The following is a 13,944-nucleotide window of genomic DNA, read 5'->3' as shown; positions in this document are numbered from 1 at the left end:
AATAGGGATATGACGGTGAGTAAACAAAGCCGCCTTGCACTTTGTGTCCGCGCCATTCTTTGCGGCACATTACCTCTGGTGTTACTTGATTCAACATCCGTTCTGGCGAGGGAGGTCACCTTCGACACGGGGATAATGCAAACGCTGGGGTTGAATAAAGATCTCAACCATTACTTCGCAGAAGCACCGCGCTTTTTACCCGGAACCCACTCCGTTTCGGTGAAGGTCAACGGGAAAGAGCGGGGAATGGCTGCAGTTCGTTTCAACAAAGATGGCATGCTTTGCTTTGATAACGATCTCATGGAGTTTGCTGGGCTGATGCCTGTGTCAATAAAGTCCGGTGAGGAGTGTCATGATATTCGGGATAACTATCCTAAAGCCGTCATCAACGCCTTGCCTAACCAGGAGGCCGTTGAACTCTATCTGCCAGCTGAAGCGGTGAACAGTCTGTCGTCGGATATCAAAAACTTCCAGCATGGTGGAACGGCGGCGTTGCTGAACTATTCATTGTTCAGCACCCATAACGACTATGGTGACAATGACAGCAGTCGCTACTCTCAGGCCAGCCTGGAAGCCGGATTCAACACGATGGACTGGGCGCTGCGCAGCCGTTATATCCTGACGGATGACGACGGTAGCCGAAATGCCGAAAGCATTTACACCTATGCAGAGCATGTCTTTACCGCGCAAAAAATGACGATGCAGGTGGGTGAAATCAACGCCATGTCCAACGTGTTGAGCGGGGTGCCGATTACCGGCGTTCAGTTTATGCCGACCAGCGGTCTGGCGAGAGCAAGCTCTGGCGTGAGCGTTTCCGGTATTGCCCAGTCTTCCCAGGCACGTGTCGAAATCCGCCAGAACGGTCAACTGGTCTTCAGTACCCTTGTGCCAGCCGGCCCCTTCACGCTGGATGACGTGCCCGTGGTTCGCAACAATGTGGATCTGGACGTCTCGGTGGTGGAATCCGACGGCGCAACTAACCGTTTCATCGTCCCGGCGTCTCAGGTAAGGGCGCGCAACCTTTCACGCCCGCAGGGTCTAACCCTTTCTGTAGGTCAGGTGCGCAGCATCGACAGCGACTATAACGATCCGCTGGTGATGAACATCTCTGACGGCTGGCGTGTCTCTCCGTGGATGAATCTCCTGGCTTCAGGTGCCGCTGCGGAAAACTACCAGGCGGCAGGCGGCAGGACAGAGTTCCTGATAAGCGATGACTGGACCCTTTCAACGGGTGCGGCAGTCAGCAATGCGAGCTTTGGTGACAGCAGCAGCGGGGTAAAAACCGAGCTGCAAAGTGATTACATCCTGAACGAGTACGTCGGTCTTTCAGGCAGTGCGACACATTACAGCGGAGAGTATCGCGAACTGGCTGATGCGATGGACGATGATTATCAGGGATATGACAACACCTATTCCGGCAACGTTCGTTTCTCCTCCCCTCTGGCGGGGGTGTTTAGCGCAGGGTTCAACTACAACCAGACCAGCGGTGACGGTGAAGATTCACGTTACCTCTTGCTGTCATGGGGCAAGACCTTTACGTACGCGTCAGTATCCATGAACTGGCAAAGTGCGGTCGGTAATGTCGATGACGATCAGGACAATGAGATGTTCTACGTCAACGTGAGCATCCCGCTCGGCGGCAGTCAGTCCATCAGTACCTATATGCGTAAACAGGGTGATAGCACCTCCTATGGCGCGTCTAACAGCGGCTCGCTGGGAGACAATACGAACTATTACATCTCAGCCGATCGCGATCAGGATTCGAAAGACAACAGCTTCAACGGCAACATCAACACTAACCTGCGCTATACGCAATTGAGCGTAGGGGGCGGAACCAGTGGGGATAATCAGCGGAACTACAATGCGACATTGTCGGGTGGCGTGGCCATGCATAAAGAGGGTGTGACTTTCTCGCCATATACGATTCAGGACACCTTCGCGATTGCCAGACTGAGCGAGAAGAAGAGCGGCGTTGAAATCTCCACTCCGCAAGGTACCGTCTGGACCGATCCATGGGGTCAGGCCGTGGTACCTTCACTCAACGAATGGCATAACTCCCGCATAGAAATTGATGCTAATAAGCTGCCGCAGAGTATGACGCTGGCTAACGGCACGAAATATATTGCCGCAGGCCATGCCTCGGTCAGCGAGATTGATTTCAAAGTACTTAACAGCCGCCGCGTCATGCTAAGCGTTAAGCAGGCTGACGGTCAGCCCCTGAGTAAAGGGATCTCGATTGTTGATGAGAAAGGTAACTATATCGTGACCACGGTTGATGATGGCCACGTCTTTATTAACGATGCCGATCAGCTGAGCGCGCTCTACGCGCTAGACGGTGACAATAACCGGCTGTGTAAGATTGATTACACCCTGGCTGATAAGCGTGACGAAAATGCCTTCTATGAAGAAGTGAACGGAGTCTGCCGATGAACAGTCGACACTTATCGGGCTTAGTGGCCTTGCTGATGCTCGGTGTGACAGGAATAACCCATGCTGAAGATTGCCAGCTCAGTCTCTCACAGCCGGTGGTGGATTATCATGAAATGCGCCGGGATACGATCGAAACGACGCAGCAGGACTGGCATAAAATGGCCGATCGTGACATCACGGTAAATGTTTTTTGCCCTCAGTCTCAGCAGATGGCGGTGATACTGCGCGGTACAGCGGGAGATAAGGGGCGGTTTCTTTTTGGGCAGTCCGGCGGTGTCGCAGTCAAAATTGACAACATGACCGTCGATGGCAAAAGTTACACCGTGGGTAAAACGGTCGATCAGCTGAATTTTACGCCGGAAAACGGTACACCGACGCCGTTCTATCTGCGTAATAACGAGGCGGTGATTGCGCTTGAGAATAACCAGGTCCCTTCCGGCCAGCAGATGAGTTTCAACGTAACGCTCTCACCGGTACTCAACGAAAGCGCGTTCAGCCATCTGACAGATCAAACTACGCTGGAAAGTGATTTGACCTGGAGCTTATTGACGAAGTAACCCTTCTTTTTGCGGCACCACAGAAAAGCGGAGCTGCAGGGCGGGAATCAACGGTGGTTAGCCGCATAAAAAAAGCCGGATGGTATTTGCCATCCGGCTTATTTTTTTACACTTCCAGGTAATTCAGAATACCGTCAGCGGCTTTACGGCCTTCGGCAATCGCGGTAACGACCAGGTCGGAACCGCGAACGATATCACCGCCAGCAAAGATTTTCGGGTTGCTGGTCTGGAACGCGTTTTCGTTGCCTTCCGGCGCAATAACACGACCCTGAGAGTCCAGCTCTACGCTGTGCTTCGCCAGCCACTCCATGCTGTGAGGACGGAAACCGAACGCCATTACTACGGCATCGGCCGGGATCACATGCTCGGAACCTGCCACGATCTCTGCGCGACGACGACCTTTCGCATCCGGCGCACCCATCTCAGTGCGCGCCATTTTCACGCCGCTCACTTTGCCGTTGGCATTCACTTCAATACCCAGAGGCTGGATGTTGAACTGGAATTCCACGCCCTCTTCACGCGCGTTTTTCACTTCGCGTTTAGAGCCCGGCATGTTCTCTTCGTCACGACGATAGGCGCAGATCACGTGTGCCGCATTCTGGCGAATGGAGGTACGCACGCAGTCCATCGCGGTATCACCCCCGCCCAGCACCACCACGCGTTTGCCTTCCATGCTGACATACGGCTCATCGGCGGTTTCGCCATAGCCCATGATCTGTTTGGTATTGGCAATCAGGAACGGCAGTGCGTCGAATACGCCCGGCGCATCTTCGTTTTCCAGACCACCGCGCATGGACTGATAGGTTCCCACGCCCAGGAAGACGGCGTCGTAATCCTTCAGCAGGTCGTCGAGCTGCACGTCGCGACCGACTTCCACGTTCAGTTTGAACTCAATACCCATACCGGTGAAGATTTCACGGCGGCGGGTCATGACCTCTTTTTCCAGCTTGAAGGCCGGAATACCGAAGGTCAGCAGACCGCCGATTTCCGGATGGCGGTCAAAGACCACCGCCTTCACGCCGTTACGGGTCAGAACGTCCGCACAGGCCAGGCCCGCCGGGCCCGCACCGATGATCGCCACACGCTTGTCGGTTTGCTTAACGCCGGTCATATCCGGACGCCAGCCCATTTCGAAGGCTTTATCGTTGATATAGCGTTCGATATTACCGATGGTCACCGCGCCAAATTCGTCGTTCAGCGTACAGGAACCTTCACACAGACGGTCCTGAGGACACACGCGGCCGCAGACTTCCGGCAGGGTGTTTGTCTGGTGAGACAGCTCGGCAGCTTCAAAAATACGTCCTTCGTTGGCCAGTTTCAGCCAGTTCGGGATGTAGTTATGGACCGGACATTTCCATTCGCAGTAAGGGTTACCGCAGGACAGGCAGCGGTCTGCCTGTGCTTTGGCCTGGCCTTCTGAAAACGGCTCATAGATTTCTACAAATTCAATTTTACGGATCTTCAGCGGTTTCTTTGGCGGATCAACACGCTGCAGGTCGATAAACTGGTATACGTTCTGGCTCATCTGAATTCCTTACTGCGCCTGCACACGCAGCTCTGCTGCGCTACGACTACGGTGACCCAACAGGGCTTTAACATCGCTGGACTTCGGTTTAACCAGCGCGAATTTCGCAGAGAACGCCGGCCAGTTGGCCAGGATCTCTTCGCCGCGCGAAGAACCGGTATGCTGCACGTGTTCGGTAATCAAACCGCGCAGGTGTTCTTCGTGGATAGCCAGCGTTTCAACGTCCAGCACTTCCACCAGTTCAGGGTTCACGCGTTTGCGGAACTCACCGTCTTCATCCAGGACGTAAGCAAAACCGCCCGTCATGCCTGCGCCAAAGTTCACGCCGGTTTTACCCAGGACGCACACAATCCCGCCCGTCATGTATTCACAACCGTTATCACCGATACCTTCAACCACGGTGATGGCACCGGAGTTACGTACGGCGAAACGTTCACCTGCACGACCCGCTGCAAACAGACGACCACCGGTCGCGCCGTACAGACAGGTGTTACCGATGATGCTGGCATCGCAGCTACGGAAGGCAGAACCGACCGGCGGACGCACCGCCAGCAGACCACCCGCCATGCCTTTACCGACGTAGTCGTTGGCATCACCGGTCAGATACAGTTCAACGCCGCCGGCGTTCCACACGCCGAAGCTCTGACCCGCGGTACCGCTGAAGTGTGCGGTAATCGGGTCGGCCGCCAGGCCCTGGTCACCGTGCGTTTGCGCGATGTAACCGGAAAGCGATGCACCTACAGAACGGTCAGTGTTGCGAATATCAAACCAGAACGTTTTGCTCTGCTTGTCATCCACATACGGCTTCGCTTGCTGCAGCAGCTGCGCGTTCAGCACGCCATTGTCGAACGGCGGGTTATTCTCGGTGCAGTAGACCGCTTTGCCAGGATGTGGCTCGGCAGTTTCCAGCAACTTAGACAGCTCAAGCTTCTGCTGTTTGGCTGTGAAACCTTCCAGCTCTTTGAGCAGGTCGGTACGGCCAATCAGATCCACCAGGCGTTTCACGCCCAGCTGTGCCATCAGCTCACGGGTTTCGCGGGCGATGAAATCAAAGTAGTTCGTCACTTTGAACGGCAGGCCGTGGTAATGGTTCTTACGCAGCTTCTCGTCCTGGGTTGCAACACCGGTTGCACAGTTGTTCAGGTGGCAAATACGCAGGTATTTACAGCCGAGCGCGACCATAGGGCCCGTGCCGAAACCAAAGCTTTCCGCACCCAGAATCGCCGCCTTGATGATGTCGAGGCCGGTTTTCAGGCCGCCATCCACCTGCAGACGGATCTTATGACGCAGACCGTTAGCCACCAGCGCCTGCTGGGTTTCCACCAGGCCAAGCTCCCACGGACAGCCCGCGTATTTTACGGAGGAGAGTGGGCTTGCCCCGGTACCACCGTCATAACCGGCGATGGTGATCAGGTCCGCATAGGCTTTTGCCACACCGGTCGCGATGGTGCCAACGCCCGGTTCGGAAACCAGCTTCACGGAGATCATCGCTTTCGGGTTGACCTGTTTCAGGTCGAAAATCAGCTGCGCCAGATCCTCGATAGAATAAATATCGTGATGCGGTGGCGGAGAAATCAGCGTCACACCCGGTACGGAGTAGCGTAATTTGGCGATATACGGCGTGACTTTATCACCCGGTAACTGGCCGCCTTCGCCCGGTTTTGCACCCTGAGCGACTTTAATCTGAATCACGTCGGCGTTAACCAGATACGCTGGCGTGACGCCAAAGCGACCGGATGCAACCTGCTTGATACGTGAGACTTTGTTGGTGCCATAACGGGCAGGGTCTTCACCACCTTCACCGGAGTTTGAATTGCCGCCGATGCTGTTCATCGCTTCAGCCAGCGCTTCGTGAGCTTCCGGGCTGAGCGCACCGATGGACATTGCCGCGGTGTCAAAGCGTTTAAACAGTTCAGTGGCAGGCTCAACGTCGTCAATGCTGACGGCTTCATCACCCGGGTTCAGCGCCAGCAGGTCGCGCAGCGTCGCCGCCGGACGGCTGTTCACCAGTTCAGCATACTGCTGGTAATCGCTGTACTCGCCGCTCTGAACGGCCTGTTGCAGCGTACGCACCACGTCCGGGTTATAAGCGTGATATTCACCGCCGTGGACATACTTCAGCAGACCACCTTGATCCAGCGGCTTACGTGCCAGCCAGGCGCGTTTCGACAGGTTCATCAGATCCTGCTGGAAGTCAGCGAATCCGGCACCGCCGATACGGCTGATAACACCCTGGAAGCAAAGTGTCGCCACGTCGTCATGCAGACCGACCGCTTCAAACAGCTTCGAGCAGCGGTAGGAGGCGATGGTCGAGATGCCCATTTTGGACATGATTTTGTACAGGCCTTTGTTGATGCCGTTACGGTAGTTCAGCATCACCGTGCGGTAATCTTTGTCGATAGCACGGGTATCCACGAGACGCGCCAGCGTTTCGTAGGCCAGGTACGGGTAAATAGCCGTCGCACCAAAGCCTAACAGCACGGCAAAGTGGTGCGGATCGCGGGCGCTGGCGGTTTCAACAATGATGTTGGCGTCGCAGCGCAGGCTCTTATCGACCAGACGCGTCTGGATAGCACCTACCGCCATTGGGGCCGGTACCGGCAGACGGTTTTTCGCAATATTGCGGTCAGAGAGCACCAGCAGAACGGTACCGTTACGCACCATCTGTTCCGCTTTGTCACACAGCGCATTCACCGTCTCTTCGAGGGTCGCTTCGGTCACGTCGAAAGTGATATCGAGCGTGTCGGCGCGGTAGTGATCCTCTTTCAGGGTGGTGAGCTGTTTGAAATCAGAGTACAGCAGGATCGGCGATTTAAAGGTCAGGCGGTGCGCCTGGCCTTCAGCTTCGCAGAAGACGTTCATCTCGCGACCGATGCTGGTGGCCAGTGACATCACGTGTGCTTCACGCAGCGGATCGATTGGCGGGTTGGTCACCTGCGCAAACTGCTGACGGAAGTAATCATAAATGATGCGTGGCTGGCTGGAGAGCACGGCAAACGGGGTATCGTCACCCATGGAGCCGACCGCTTCCTGGCCATTTTCACCGAGTACGCGGATCACGGAATCCAGCTCTTCGGCGCTGTAGTTAAACTGTTTCTGGAAGCTGGCGAGCGTATCGTCGTCCAGCTCACGACTGCCCACTTCTTCATCCGGCAGATCTTCGAATGGCACCAGGCGACGAACGTTTTTCTCCATCCACTCTTTGTACGGATGGCGGCTCTTCAGATCGTTATCGGTTTCAGCAGAGTGCAGAATGCGCCCACCGCGGGTGTCGATAACCATCAGCTCGCCCGGGCCAACGCGGCCTTTCTCAACCACTTCGTCAGGCTGGTAATCCCAGATACCGACTTCAGAGGCGCAGGTGATGAGCTTATCTTTGGTGATGACGTAGCGTGCCGGACGCAGACCGTTACGGTCCAGGTTACAGGCAGCAAAGCGACCGTCGGACATAACGATGCCCGCCGGGCCATCCCACGGCTCCATGTGCATGGAGTTAAAGTCGAAGAACGCGCGCAGCTCTGGATCCATATCAGGGTTGTTCTGCCATGCCGGTGGCACGAGCAGACGCATGGCGCGCACGATATCCATACCGCCTGCCAGCAGCAGCTCCAGCATGTTATCCATGGAGCTGGAGTCAGAGCCGGTTTCGTTAACGAACGGCGCGGCATCGTGCAGGTCAGGGATCAGTGGCGTCTGGAACTTATAGGTACGAGCACGCGCCCACTGGCGGTTACCGGTAATGGTATTGATCTCGCCGTTGTGCGCCAGGTAGCGGAACGGCTGTGCCAGCGGCCAGCGAGGGACGGTGTTGGTGGAGAAGCGCTGGTGGAAGAGGCAGATGGCCGATTCCAGACGCAGGTCCGCCAGGTCCAGGTAGAAGCGCGGCAGGTCAGCCGGCATACACAGACCTTTATAGATGTTCACCAGGTTAGAGAGGCTACAGACGTAGAACTCTTTGTCGTCCTGGAGACGTTTTTCAATGCGACGACGGGCGATAAACAGACGGCGTTCCATATCACGCGGACGCCAGCCCGCAGGGGCATTAACAAAAATCTGTTCAATTCGAGGCAGCGAGGAGAGGGCGATTTCACCGAGTACCCCTTCGTTGGTTGGCACATCGCGCCAGCCAACAATAGACAGGGTTTCACGTTGAAGTTCTTCTTCGACGATGCGGCGTGAGGCGGCAGCTTTTTCAGGATCCTGATTCAGGAACAGCATACCGACAGCGTAGTTTTTGGCTAAACGCCAGCCGCGCTCTTCCGCAACGATACGGAAGAAACGATCCGGTTTTTGCAGCAGCAGACCGCAACCGTCGCCGGTTTTACCATCAGCAAGGATGGCACCACGGTGCTGCATGCGGGCCAGTGCGTGAATAGCAGTACGCACTACCTTGTGGCTAGGTTCGCCTTCTATGTGGGCGATCAGGCCGAAACCACAGTTATCCTTCTCAAGGGATTTATCGTACAACATATCAGTGAACCTCCCCAGGCTCGTCGGGCTTCCCACTGAACCGTGGCGCACAGGCACAGAAAGAGCATGGCGACGGGGTTTGCGTTTCATACGCGTACCTCGCATTCGCCCTCTTTTTCATCCTTTCGCGCAGGTAAACAAGTTTGAGGACTTGCTTCAGAGGGAATCTCAATTACTGCATAAATATGATGAGCAGGCTGCTCATCCAGAAAGCTTCCAGCGGATTTCCAACTTATCGGGAATTGGTACACAGGTCAAATGGCAATCTTATTTATACAAAAATGTGCTAAAGAGCTATTAACTATTTGTATATAAAAGAAATTCAACTCTATTTACAACGTTTGTAAGCTGTGGTGAGACGCAGCGGAGTGTGATCTGACTCACTATATGAAAGCGGTATTATCGATGTAGCGTGCTGAATAGCCGTTTTTTAGCAGAATAATTCTCTATGATGAAATGCAAACCCGCATAAAGTCACTGTTTTTCAGTGCTGGCGCTATAAGTGAAAAAAACAATCAGAACATAAGGAAAAGTAATCATAATCGGCATGAATGAAATTGCAGTAATCCTGAGTATTTATTCATAGAGATAAAGGCCGTCCAGGGCGATTGATCCAGGTCATCGCCGACAGAGGCTAAAAATGGCAGGCTTGTCCCCTTTCTTTGGGACGGTCTATCAGATTATGCAGTTACAGAAATTAGTCAACATGTTTGGTGGGGATCTTTTGCAGCGTTATGGGCAAAAGGTTCACAAGCTGACGCTGCATGGCGGTTTTAGCTGCCCGAACCGTGACGGGACGATCGGGCGCGGGGGCTGTACTTTCTGTAATGTGGCGTCTTTTGCTGACGAAGCGCAGCAGCATCGTTCCATCGTCGAACAGCTGTCCCATCAGGCGAGTCTGGTCAACCGTGCGAAACAGTATCTGGCCTATTTCCAGGCCTACACCAGCACATGGGCGGAAGTACAGGTCTTGCGCTCCATGTATCAGCAGGCGGTAAGTCAGGCCAGTATCGTAGGGCTGTGTGTGGGCACCCGCCCGGACTGCGTGCCGGAAGCGGTACTGGACCTGCTCAGCGAGTACAAGGAGCAGGGGTATGAGATCTGGCTGGAGCTGGGCCTGCAAAGTGCGCACGACAAAACTCTGCACCGCATCAACCGTGGACATGATTTCGCCTGTTACCAGCGCACCACACGTCTCGCGCGTGAGCGTGGGCTAAAGGTGTGCTCGCACCTGATTGTCGGCCTGCCAGGCGAAGGGCAGCAGCACGGTCTTGAGACGCTGGAAAAGGTGGTCGAGACCGGTGTAGACGGAATTAAGCTGCATCCACTGCACATCGTAAAGGGCAGTATCATGGCCAAAGCCTGGGAAGCCGGGCGCTTAACCGGTATTGAGCTTGACGCGTATACGATGACGGCGGGGGAGATGATTCGGCACACCCCGCCGGAGATTGTCTACCACCGCATCTCCGCCAGCGCCCGCCGTCCAACGCTTCTTGCACCGCTCTGGTGTGAGAACCGCTGGACGGGGATGGTGGAAATCGACCGTTATCTGCAAGAGCACGGCGTACAGGGATCGGCGCTTGGTCGCCCCTGGGTTCCCCGCTTACCGGCGGCGACCGCCTAACAGGCTCCCCAGCATGCCGCGTACAATCTGATTCGTGACCTGACGCGCTGCACTTTTCGCCATGGTCTGCACGACGCCATCGCGTTTGCCGCCGCGTGGTCCGGTTGTACCAAACAGGATATCCTTAAGCCCGCCCAGGATGCCGTCGTCCACGGCAACAGACTGGCCTTTGGCGGTAGGCGCGTCCTGGGATTCGGTGGTGGCCTGTACCCCTTTTTGCAGCATCTCGAATGCCGACTCGCGATCCACGTCGTCCTCATACTTACCATACAGCGGGGAGCGGTTAATCAGGCCGTTGCGTTCATCGTCCGTCACGGGTCCCATCCGGGAGCAAGGGGCAATCACCATTGCGCGTTCCACAACGGACGGGCTGCCTTTTGCATCCAGGAAAGAGATAAGCGCTTCACCGGTGCCCAACGCCTGGATGGCCGCTTCGGTATCAAATGCCGGGTTCGCTCGCATGGTTTGTGCGGCGGCTTTGACGGCCTTCTGATCTTTCGGTGTAAAGGCGCGCAGGGCATGCTGTACGCGGTTGCCGAGCTGTCCCAGCACGTTGTCAGGAATATCGGACGGGTTTTGCGAAACAAACCAGACGCCGACGCCTTTAGAGCGGATCAGGCGGATCACCTGTTCAATCTTATCCAGCAGAACCTGTGGCGCATCGTTAAACAGCAGGTGCGCCTCGTCGAAGAAGAAGACCAGCTTGGGTTTGTCGAGATCGCCGGCTTCAGGTAACTGCTCGTACAGTTCAGAGAGCATCCACAGCAGGCTGGCGGCGTAGAGCTTCGGCATCTGGTAGAGCTTCTCTGAGCTCAGAATATTGATGATGCCTTTCCCGTTGCTGTCGGTGCGCATCCAGTCCTTGATATCCAGCATCGGCTCGCCAAAGAAATGTTCGGCACCCTGTTGCTCCAGGGTCAGTAACCCGCGCTGGATGGCCCCGACTGAGGCGCTGCTGATATTACCGTACTGGTTCTGGAACGATTTGGCGTTATCACCGATGTACTGGGTAATGGCCCGCAGATCTTTGAAATCAAGCAGCAGCAGACCCTGGTCGTCGGCAATACGGAAGATGATGTTCAGCACACCGGACTGCACATCGTTGAGGTTGAGCAGACGAGCCAGCAGCAGCGGACCGAGATCGGAGACGGTTGCACGTACAGGGTGACCTTTCTCACCAAAAATATCCCATAACACGACCGGATTGTTGTGCGGTGTCCAGTCCGTGATGCCGATATTTTTGAGTCGGTCGAGCAGTTTTTCGGACGGAGTGCCTTCCTGAGCCACACCGGTTAAATCGCCTTTTACATCGGCCATAAAGACCGGTACGCCGATCTCTGAAAGCGACTCTGCCAGCTTCTGCAGGGTCACGGTTTTCCCCGTCCCGGTGGCCCCGGTGATGAGACCGTGGCGGTTGGCCATCGCGGACAGTAAAAACAGCTCTTTGTCCAGCGTGCGGGCAATTAACAATGGTGTACTCATAATGCGCTTCCTCTCTTAGTCCTCGGTCGAGTATAGGCAACCTGACGGCAAAATGGCTGAGTAAATTGCTGACTTTGCGGCGCATTATCCAGCGCGGACTATGCTTTTGCATACGGTTCACAAAATTTTGGAAAACTATGTCCAGATTCTTCTTTAACGATCGCAAACAGCTGGTCAACGACGCCATCGAAGGCATACTGATTTCGGCACCACACGCTAATCTCGTCAAACTTGATATCGATCCGGCCATTCGGGTGGTGGCGCGCAGCGACTGGGATAAAAGCCGGGTGGCGGTTATTTCAGGCGGTGGCTCTGGTCATGAACCTGCACACGCCGGGTTTGTCGGCAAAGGGATGCTCACAGCAGCGGTGTGCGGGGATCTTTTTGCTTCGCCGAGCGTTGATGCGGTGCTGAACGCCATTGTGGCGGTAACGGGCGATCGGGGTTGTCTGCTGATCGTGAAAAATTACACCGGCGACCGGCTTAATTTCGGCCTGGCGGCAGAAAAAGCCAAGCGCTATGGCCTGAAGGTCGAGATGGTCATTGTCGCCGATGATATTGCCCTGCCGGATAACAAGCAGCCGCGCGGTATCGCCGGTACGGCACTGGTTCATAAAATCGCGGGCTATGCGGCAGAGCACGGCAAATCACTGACCGAGGTGCGCGATATCGCGCAGCAGGCTTGCGATAATCTCTGGAGCCTGGGCGTGGCAATGCAAACCTGTAACCTGCCGGGCAGTGATGAAGAAGAGGGGCGGATCAAGCAGGGGCACGTGGAGCTGGGGCTTGGGATCCACGGGGAGCCTGGTGCCTCGGTTGTCGATACGCAAAACAGCAAAGCCATCATCGACACGCTGGTCGAGCCGCTCAAAGCGCAGGCCGGTAACGGGCGTTTTGCGGTGCTTATCAATAACCTCGGCGGCGTGTCGGCGCTGGAGATGGCGTTGCTCACCAAAGAGCTGGCCCACTCGGCGCTGAAAGAGAATATCGCTTATCTGATTGGTCCGGCACCGCTGGTGAGTGCCCTGGATATGAAAGGCTTTTCGCTGACGTTGCTGAAGCTTAACGATCTGTTCGAAAAAGCTCTCCATGAAGAGGTGGAGACGTTGGGCTGGCAGAAGCCGGTGGCGTTTGCGCCGCTGCGCGTGCAGGAACATAGCGCGATCCATGACCGCGTGGAATATACCGCCTCGGACAATCCACGGGTCGCAGAGATCGTCTCCACGGTCACGCAGACGCTGATCCAGCTGGAAAACCGCCTCAATGCGCTGGATGCCAAAGTGGGTGATGGCGATACGGGCTCTACCTTTGCGCAAGGGGCGCGGGATATTGCGCAGCGTCTGGAGAAGAAACAGCTTCCGCTAAATGATGTGTCGACGCTGTTGCTGCTGGTTGGCGAGCGACTGGCAACGGTTATGGGGGGCTCAAGCGGTGTGCTGATGTCGATCTTCTTTACCGCTGCCGGGCAGACGTTGCACGACGGTCAGCCGTTGCCGGAAGCGCTCTTAAGCGGGCTGGCGCAGATGAAGCAGTATGGTGGGGCAGATCTTGGCGATCGCACCTTGATCGATGCCCTGCAACCGGCGCTGGAGGCATTGCAGAAAGGCGACCTTCAGGCTGCTGCGCAGGCTGCGAACGCGGGCGCTGAGGCGACAGCGAATATGGTGAAAGCGGGTGCCGGACGTTCGTCGTATGTCAACAAAGAGAACCTGGAGGGGGTGACCGACCCGGGGGCCGTGGCGGTGGCAGAGGTGTTCAAGGCAATGACCGCAGCAAAACGGTAGCGTTTTGAGTATTCCACCCTCTCCCGACGGGAGAGGGTGGCGATGCGTGCAATCAGGCCGCACGCATCCCGC

At 55.8% G+C, this 13,944-nt stretch carries 7 protein-coding genes; 4 read left to right on the top strand and 3 right to left on the bottom strand.

The genetic code is table 11. From position 1 onward, the window contains the following. Positions 1 to 9 precede the first annotated feature (9 nt). Complete coding sequence (locus tag L462_RS07230; RefSeq protein ID WP_032679061.1) at positions 10 to 2,430, top strand: fimbrial biogenesis outer membrane usher protein; 2,421 nt, start codon at positions 10 to 12, stop codon at positions 2,428 to 2,430. Then, the gene (locus tag L462_RS07235) at positions 2,427 to 2,987 is read left to right on the top strand and encodes a DUF1120 domain-containing protein (RefSeq protein ID WP_014171836.1); all 561 of its coding nucleotides are present in this window, start codon (positions 2,427 to 2,429) and stop codon (positions 2,985 to 2,987) included. The genes L462_RS07230 and L462_RS07235 overlap by 4 nt, the downstream gene beginning before the upstream one ends. A gap of 106 nt (positions 2,988 to 3,093) precedes the next feature. Here the strand turns inward: L462_RS07235 and L462_RS07240 are convergent, their stop codons facing one another. Further along, the gene (locus L462_RS07240) at positions 3,094 to 4,512 is read right to left on the bottom strand and encodes a glutamate synthase small subunit (RefSeq protein WP_014171835.1); all 1,419 of its coding nucleotides are present in this window, start codon (positions 4,510 to 4,512) and stop codon (positions 3,094 to 3,096) included. Between the two features lie 9 nt (positions 4,513 to 4,521). Then, on the bottom strand, positions 4,522 to 8,982 hold the full coding sequence (gene gltB, locus L462_RS07245) for a glutamate synthase large subunit (protein WP_032679060.1): 4,461 nt from the start codon (positions 8,980 to 8,982) through the stop codon (positions 4,522 to 4,524). Positions 8,983 to 9,664: 682 nt separating this feature from the next. On the opposite strand from gltB, the gene L462_RS07250 reads away from it, so the two are divergent. After that, a complete protein-coding gene (locus L462_RS07250) occupies positions 9,665 to 10,606 on the top strand; it encodes a tRNA modification radical SAM protein MnmL/YtqA (protein WP_106504349.1) in 942 nt (313 codons plus the stop codon). On the opposite strand, the gene L462_RS07255 is transcribed toward L462_RS07250, so the two are convergent. Beyond that, complete coding sequence (locus L462_RS07255) at positions 10,586 to 12,088, bottom strand: helicase HerA-like C-terminal domain-containing protein (protein WP_032679058.1); 1,503 nt, start codon at positions 12,086 to 12,088, stop codon at positions 10,586 to 10,588. The genes L462_RS07250 and L462_RS07255 overlap by 21 nt on opposite strands. Before the next feature lie 137 nt (positions 12,089 to 12,225). Here L462_RS07255 and L462_RS07260 point away from each other — a divergent pair, with 137 nt between their 5' ends. After that, a complete protein-coding gene (locus tag L462_RS07260) occupies positions 12,226 to 13,872 on the top strand; it encodes a glycerone kinase (protein ID WP_032679056.1) in 1,647 nt (548 codons plus the stop codon). Positions 13,873 to 13,944: the final 72 nt, after the last annotated feature.

The sequence above is a fragment of the Enterobacter sp. BIDMC 26 genome, from assembly GCF_000534435.1.
GTDB lineage: Bacteria > Pseudomonadota > Gammaproteobacteria > Enterobacterales > Enterobacteriaceae > Enterobacter > Enterobacter ludwigii.
This window is presented reverse-complemented; position numbering and strand designations above follow the sequence as displayed.

Coding starts and splice junctions, on each gene's coding strand:
- L462_RS07230 (WP_032679061.1), top strand. CDS start 10: ATGACGGTGAGTAAACAAAGCCGCCTTGCACTTTGTGTCCGCGCCATT.
- L462_RS07235 (WP_014171836.1), top strand. CDS start 2,427: ATGAACAGTCGACACTTATCGGGCTTAGTGGCCTTGCTGATGCTCGGT.
- L462_RS07240 (WP_014171835.1), bottom strand. CDS start 4,512: ATGAGCCAGAACGTATACCAGTTTATCGACCTGCAGCGTGTTGATCCG.
- gltB (WP_032679060.1), bottom strand. CDS start 8,982: ATGTTGTACGATAAATCCCTTGAGAAGGATAACTGTGGTTTCGGCCTG.
- L462_RS07250 (WP_106504349.1), top strand. CDS start 9,665: ATGCAGTTACAGAAATTAGTCAACATGTTTGGTGGGGATCTTTTGCAG.
- L462_RS07255 (WP_032679058.1), bottom strand. CDS start 12,088: ATGAGTACACCATTGTTAATTGCCCGCACGCTGGACAAAGAGCTGTTT.
- L462_RS07260 (WP_032679056.1), top strand. CDS start 12,226: ATGTCCAGATTCTTCTTTAACGATCGCAAACAGCTGGTCAACGACGCC.